At 76.2% G+C, this 6,320-nt stretch carries 6 protein-coding genes; 1 reads left to right on the top strand and 5 read right to left on the bottom strand.

All coding sequences use genetic code 11. The features are described 5' to 3' along the window. Nucleotides 1–539: alpha/beta fold hydrolase (locus tag KVT14_RS22710; RefSeq protein WP_254631336.1), on the bottom strand; the 539-nt coding region annotated here is incomplete at its 3' end. 70 nt (nt 540–609) lie between these two features. Continuing rightward, complete coding sequence (locus tag KVT14_RS19165; protein WP_217617125.1) at nt 610–1,224, bottom strand: TetR/AcrR family transcriptional regulator; 615 nt, start codon at nt 1,222–1,224, stop codon at nt 610–612. 96 nt (nt 1,225–1,320) lie between these two features. Between KVT14_RS19165 and KVT14_RS19160 the strand changes: the two genes are divergently transcribed. Then, complete coding sequence (locus tag KVT14_RS19160) at nt 1,321–2,343, top strand: NADP-dependent oxidoreductase (RefSeq protein WP_217617124.1); 1,023 nt, start codon at nt 1,321–1,323, stop codon at nt 2,341–2,343. A gap of 32 nt (nt 2,344–2,375) precedes the next feature. Here KVT14_RS19160 and KVT14_RS19155 read toward each other — a convergent pair whose 3' ends face one another. The 3 genes from KVT14_RS19155 to KVT14_RS19145 all read right to left on the bottom strand — a co-directional run. Continuing rightward, on the bottom strand, nt 2,376–2,783 hold the full coding sequence (locus tag KVT14_RS19155) for a RidA family protein (RefSeq protein WP_217617123.1): 408 nt from the start codon (nt 2,781–2,783) through the stop codon (nt 2,376–2,378). Further along, nucleotides 2,780–4,111: a glycoside hydrolase family 125 protein gene (locus KVT14_RS19150; protein ID WP_308161173.1), complete on the bottom strand. Its 1,332-nt coding sequence runs from the start codon at nt 4,109–4,111 to the stop codon at nt 2,780–2,782. The genes KVT14_RS19155 and KVT14_RS19150 overlap by 4 nt, the downstream gene beginning before the upstream one ends. After that, the coding region (locus KVT14_RS19145; RefSeq protein WP_217617122.1) for a glycoside hydrolase family 3 protein at nt 4,099–6,320 on the bottom strand (2,222 nt) is incomplete at its 5' end. The genes KVT14_RS19145 and KVT14_RS19150, both read right to left, overlap by 13 nt.

The following is a 6,320-nucleotide window of genomic DNA, read 5'->3' as shown; positions in this document are numbered from 1 at the left end:
CAGTGCCACCACGCGGTGGCGAAGCGGGCGTCGGCCCGGTCCAGGTGCTCGCTGATCGGGAGGCAGTCCATCAGCACGACGCGGTCGACGCGGGTCTCGTGGTCCAGCGCGAGCCGCAGGCCGACGTAGCTGCCGCGGTCGTGGCCCACCACCGAGAACCGGTCGTGGCCGAGCCTGGTCATGAGCTGCGCCATGTCGCCCGCCACCGCGCGCTTCGAGTGCGCGCTGTGGTCGGCAGCGGGGGCGGGGCCGCGGGACCGTCCGTAGCCGCGCAGGTCCGGGACCACGACCGAGAACCCCGCGCGGACGAGCGCCGGCGCGACGGCGTGCCACGTGGACCCGGTGCGCGGGTGCCCGTGGAGCAGCAGGACGGGCCGGCCCGCCCCACCGTGCCGCACGTGGATGACGGCACCGTCCACCGGGACGTCCGTGACCGTGAAGCCCTCGAACACGGGACGAGCATCCAGCACGACCAGGACGGCACGCCACCGGGCGCCGCGGGTCCCGGCGGACGTCCTGGGCGTGGTGGTCCCGAGCATGACGAGGACGACGTCGGGCTCGGACCGCAGCGACTCCTGGCGGCGGCGCGTGCGCGAGACGCCGCGCGGCTCAAGCCGTTCCGCCGCCCCCGTCCGCGAACGCGACGGCGCTCGCCAGCACCGCGCGCGCGGTGTCCAGGGTCCGCGCCGCCTCCTCCGCGTCGACCCGGACGAGCGCGAACGCGGAGATCACCAGGCCGACGCAGACGTCGGACAGCGTGCGTCGTGCGTCGGCCGGCAGGTGGGGGAGCCGAGCCCGGACGCCCGCGGCCATCGCTGTGCGGAGCTCGGTGGCGTACGCCGCGACGACTGCGGCGACGCCGTCCTCGTGCCCGATCGGCGCGTTGGCCGAGTTGACCAGCAGGCAGCCGCTGGTCGCCGGGAGCGTGCCACCGCGCAGCAGGGCGTCGCGGAGCCCGCGCAGGTAGTCGTCCAGCGCGTCGGGCGCGACGTCGTCCCCGACGAGTGGGCGCAGGCGTGGCCGGATGACCTCGTCCAGGTAGCTGTCGACGGCGGCGTCGAACAGTCCGCGCTTGGACGTGAAGGCGTGGTAGATGCTCGACCGGCTGAGACGGGTCGCCCGCTCCAGGTCGGGCAGCGCCGTGGCCTCGTACCCGCGCTCCCAGAACACCGCCCTCGCGGCGCGGACCGCCTCCGCGGTGTCGAACGCCTGGTTGCGCCCCATGGGATCCCTCCGGTGTGCGGACCGAGGCGCCCAGCATATAGTGGACCGGTCAGTACAAAAACCGGAGGTCCCGGCGTCGTCGGGACGAGGAGATGCATGTCCCGCACCACCAGCACCCAGATCCAGCTCGTCGCGCGTCCGCAGGGGTGGCCGACCCACGACGACTTCCGCACCGTGACGGTCGAGTACGGCGACCTCGAGCCCGGGCAGGTGCGTGTCCGCAACGCCTTCCTCTCGGTCGACCCGTACATGCGCGGCCGGATGAACGACGTCAAGAGCTACACCCCTCCCTTCGCGCTGGGCGAGACGATGACCGGCGGCGCCATCGGCCACGTGGTCGAGTCCGCCGCCGACGACGTGCCGGTCGGATCGCTGGTGCAGCACGAGCTCGGCTGGCGCGACGTCGCCCAGGCGGACCGCGCGGCCTTCCGGCTCGTGCCGGAGCTGCCCGGCGTGCCGCTCTCGGTGCGCCTGGGCATCCTCGGCATGACCGGCCTCACCGGGTACGTGGGTCTGACGGCGATCGCCGGGATGCGCGAGGGGGACACCGTGTTCGTCTCCGGGGCGGCCGGCGCCGTCGGCACCGCCGCCGGGCAGATCGCGCGGCTCCTCGGGGCGAAGCGCGTCATCGGGTCCGCCGGCTCGGCCGAGAAGGTCGCGCTGCTGACCGGCAAGTACGGCTACGACGCGGCGTTCAACTACAAGGACGCCCCGGTGCGGGAGCAGCTCGCCGCGCTCGCCCCCGAGGGCGTGGACGTGTTCTTCGACAACGTCGGCGGCGACCACCTGGAGGCGGCCCTCGACGTGATGAACCCCGGCGGGCGGGTGGCCCTGTGCGGCGCGATCGCCGGGTACAACGCCACCGAGAAGCCGGCCGGGCCGGACAACATGGCGAACGTCATCACGCGCGGGCTCGCCCTGAAGGGCTTCACGCTCGCCGGGTACCTGCACCTCGCCCCGGAGTTCTCCGAGAAGATGGCCGGCTGGCTCGGCGCCGGGCAGATCGCCTACGACGAGACGATCGTCGACGGGATCGAGAACGCCGTCGACGCGTTCCTCGACATGATGCGCGGGGCGAACACCGGGAAGATGCTCGTCCGCGTCGCCGAGGAGGGCTGAGGTCGGTCCCGGCCGGGTGCTCGCGCCGTCCGTCAGCCCGCGACGACCGCGAACGCGTCGATCTCCACCAGCATCTCCTCGCGGGGCAGCCCGACCATCACGGTCGTGCGCGCCGGCAGCACGCCGCGCGTGCTGTGCCGGGTGACGAACTCGCCGTAGGCGTCGTTCATCGCGGCGAAGTCGTCCCGCGTCGTGAGGTAGACGCGCAGCATGACGACGTCGTCGAACGTCGCGCCGGACGCCTCGACGATCGCCCGCACGTTCTCCAGCGTCCGCGTGGTCTGCGCGGCGACGTCGCCCGGGAACAGGTACGCGCCGGTGGCGGGGTCGACCGGGCCCTGGCCGGAGACCTGGACGAACGGGCCGGTGCGGACGCCCTGGTGGAACGTGTGCGCGGGGGCGGGGGCGTCCGTGGTGGACACCGCGGTCTTGCCGGTCATGCGGGATCTCCTGTCGTGCGGGGGTCGTGCGGTGCGTCACCCGCCGCGGCGTCGTCCACCACGGCGAGCGCGAGCTCGCAGAACATCGAGTCGGCCCACGAGAACCACGGGCGCGAGAACTGCGTCGGGTCGGACGGGTCGAGGCTCTCGTGCACCCGCCCGGTGCCCCCGTCGGTGTCGGCGATCAGGCGGAGCAGGCGCTCGCGGTCCTCGGGGGTGCCGGTCAAGCCTTCCACGGCGAGCGCGATCGGCCACACCCGGCCGGGCTTCGTGTGCGGGCTGCCGATGCCCCGCGCCACCGTGCCCTCGAACCAGTACGGGTTGGCCGGGCTGAGGACGAACCGCCGGGTCCGCTCGTAGACGCCGTGGTCGAGCACGTCGGGGGCGCCGAGCGGGAGGGACAGCAGGGACGGCGTGTTGGCGTCGTCCATGCAGAGCACGCCGCCGAGCCCGTCGACCTCGTAGGCGTAGACCGGGCCGCCGGGCGCGGGGACGACGCCGTGCTCCGCGACGCCGGCCACGAGCTCGCGGGACAGCCCCCGCGCCTCGGCCGCGAGGACCGGGTCCCGGTAGACGTCCGCCGCGATCTCCGCTACCGCCAGCAGCGCCTGCGCGGCGAACAGGTTCGCGGGGACGTTGTAGCCGTAGGTGCAGGCGTCGTCGGAGGGCCGGAAGCCGCTCCACGTCATGCCGGTGTACCCGACGGGGGCGCCGCGCCCGTCCCGCGCCAGCGTCTCGGTCGGGATCGTCGTCGACCGGGAGAACCGGTAGGGCGAGTCGTCGTGCCGCTGCTCGGCGCGGAGCTGGCGGACCACGGTCCGCAGCACGCGCAGCGCGCGGTCGTCGAACACGTCCGTCCGTCCTGTCGACCGCCACAGCCGGTGCGCGAGGGTCACGGGGTAGGCGAGGGAGTCCACCTCGTACTTCTGCTCCCACACGTGCGGGTCGTCGCAGACGTCGTCGGGGTCGTAGTGCGCGCCGGACGGGCCGTCGATGAACGCGTTGGCGTAGGGGTCGTGGTCCAGGCAGGCGAGCTGCCGGCGGACGACGGCGGCGACCAGGTCGGCGAGCGGCGGGCACCCCGCGAGGAACCGCAGGTACGGGGTGAGCTGGGTGGTGGAGTCGCGCAGCCACATCGCGGGGTTGTCGCCGGTGATGACGAAGGCGCTGCCGTCCGCCCCGACCGTGATCGTGCCGGTCAGGGTGCGGCGCAGCGCGTCGCCGACCATGGCGCCCACGCGGTCGCCCGCGACGGCCCGGACCCGCTCCGCCGCGTCGGCCAGCACGGCCTCGATCGCCGGGTCCAGCCCGGTGGTCACCGCTCCCACGGCGTCGTCCCCTCGTCGTCGGTGACCCGCACGACGGCGGCGCCCTCGGGCTCGTCGGCGTCCGGGGTGCACCAGACGGCCACGGCCACCGGCAGGGCGACGGGCTCGCCGGTCGCCCAGGAGCCGAGGGCGTCCAGGCCGATCGGGTAGGTCAGGACCACCGTCTCACCCGGGGCGAGGCGTGCGCGCCGGACGCCCAGCAGGCCACGCCGCCGGGGCCGGACCCCGCGCTCGCGGCGCCGGCCGTACAGCGGGACCGGGACGTCGAGCGCGCTCGGGCCGTCGTTGCGGACGTCGACCGTGACCTCGACCGCGGCGCCGGCGGCCAGCGCCGAGGCCGCGACCGACGCACCCGCACCCGGACGCAGCGTCGCCGTCAGGCCCGGGGCGTGCGCCGTGCCCAGGGGCAGCCCGCGCAGGGCGCGGTTGTCCGCGTAGCCGCGCGCGGTCTCGGCCCGCTCGTCGTGCGCGACCGGGAACACGCCGTCGGCCGCCGGGAAGGTGGCGGGCAGCCGCCCCGGCGCGGTGCCGGCGAGGAGCGCCCCGGCCACCGCGTCGCCGCCGGCGGGCCCGGGGAACGGCACGACGAGCAGCGCGTCCACCAGCGGGTCGAGGGCGGTCAGCACCCGCGGGCGCCCGTCCACGACGACACCGACCACGGGCCGCCCCGCCGCCCGGGCCGCGCGCGCGACCGCGAGCTGCGCCTCCGGCAGCGCGACCGACGACAGGTCGACGCCCTCGCCGTTCGTGGTGTCCGGCGCGGGGCCGTCGACGGCCCCGTTCGCGGCGAACTCGTCCTCGTAGCTCCGCCGGCTGCTGCCGCCGAGCACCACCACGGCGAGGTCGGCGGCGGCGCACACCCGCGACACGGCGTCGAGGGCGTCCGAGTCGTCGAGCGGCCCCCGCAGCCGGCTGCCCGGCGCGTACCGCACCCGTGCGGCGCCGAGCCGGTCCGCCAGCGCCGACAGCACGGTGGACGCGCCGGGGTCGTCCGGCGGGCGCGGCGGGGTGTAGTCGCCGAGCTGGGCATCGAGGTCGTCCGCGTTGGGGCCGACGACCGCGACCGTGGCGCCGGCGGGCAGCGGGAGCACGCCGGCGTCGCGCACGAGCACGACGGACTGCCGGGCGGCGCGGGCGGTGAGCCCGGCGGCGTCCCGCGCCGCCGCGGCTGCCGACGCGTCCCCCGGCGCCGGCGCCGCGTCCCCGAGCAGCCCCAGCCGCCGCTTCAGGTCCAGCACCCGGTCCACCGCCCGGTCCAGCACGTCCTCGCCGACCAGCCCGCGGTCCAGCGCCTCCTCGACGTGGGTGAACGCCTCGTCCCACAGGCTCAGGTCGACCCCGGCCCCCAGCGCGAGCGCCGCCGCGGCCGCCGGGTCGGGCGCGCTGTCCCGCAGCCGGTCGATCGCGGTGCCGTCGGCCATGACCAGCCCGTCCCAGCCCCAGCGCTCGCGGATCGTCCCGGTCAGCAGGTCGCGGTTGGCGCTGCACGGGACGCCGTCGACGTCGTTGTACGCGGCCATGAACCCCGCGACGCCGGCGGCGGCCGCGGCGTGCGCCGGGCGCAGGTGGATCCCGCCGAGCTCGCGCGGGCCGATCGGCGCGCCGGAGCCGTTTCGGCCGCCGATGCCGGCGCCCTGGCCGGCCAGGTGCTTGGCGACGACGGCCACGTGCGCGCCGCCGATCGGTGCGCCCGGGGACGCGGAGCCCTGCATCCCGCGCACGGTCGCCGCCACGAGCAGCGCGGCCAGCGCCGGGTCCTCGGAGAAGCACTCCTCGGCGCGGCCCCACCGCGGGTCGCGCAGCACGTCCAGCCCGGACACCAGCGTGACGTGCGTGCCGCGCGCCCGGGCCTCGGCGGCCACGAGCGCGCCGAGCTCCTCGGTCAGCGCCTCGTCCATCCCGGCCCCCAGCGCGAGGTTGACCGGCAGCGTCGTGCCGCCGAGCGCCATCAGGCCGTGCGGCGCCTCCTCGACGAACAGCACGGGCAGCCCGTCGCCGTACCGGGTCACGTGCTCCTGGACGGCGGCGTACGCCTCGGCGCTGCGCTCGGGCGGGATCCCGTCCGACCACCGCACCGCCGACCACGGGTCGGCCCGGAGCACGCCGTACAGCGCGCCGAGCCCGCCCCACCGGTCGACCTCGCGGCGCAGGACGTCGGTGACCCGCGGGGCGCCGTCGACCCAGCGCACGGCCTCCCAGCCCTTGAGCC

This window comes from Cellulomonas sp. GbtcB1, assembly GCF_019091725.1.
GTDB lineage: Bacteria > Actinomycetota > Actinomycetes > Actinomycetales > Cellulomonadaceae > Cellulomonas.
Note: the sequence above shows the minus strand (reverse complement) of the source record. Positions and strands in the feature narration are given on the sequence as shown.

Bases quoted from the DNA above. Each gene is read 5' to 3' on its own strand.
- KVT14_RS19160 (WP_217617124.1), top strand. From the start codon at position 1,321: ATGTCCCGCACCACCAGCACCCAGATCCAGCTCGTCGCGCGTCCGCAG.
- KVT14_RS19165 (WP_217617125.1), bottom strand. From the start codon at position 1,224: ATGGGGCGCAACCAGGCGTTCGACACCGCGGAGGCGGTCCGCGCCGCG.
- KVT14_RS19155 (WP_217617123.1), bottom strand. From the start codon at position 2,783: ATGACCGGCAAGACCGCGGTGTCCACCACGGACGCCCCCGCCCCCGCG.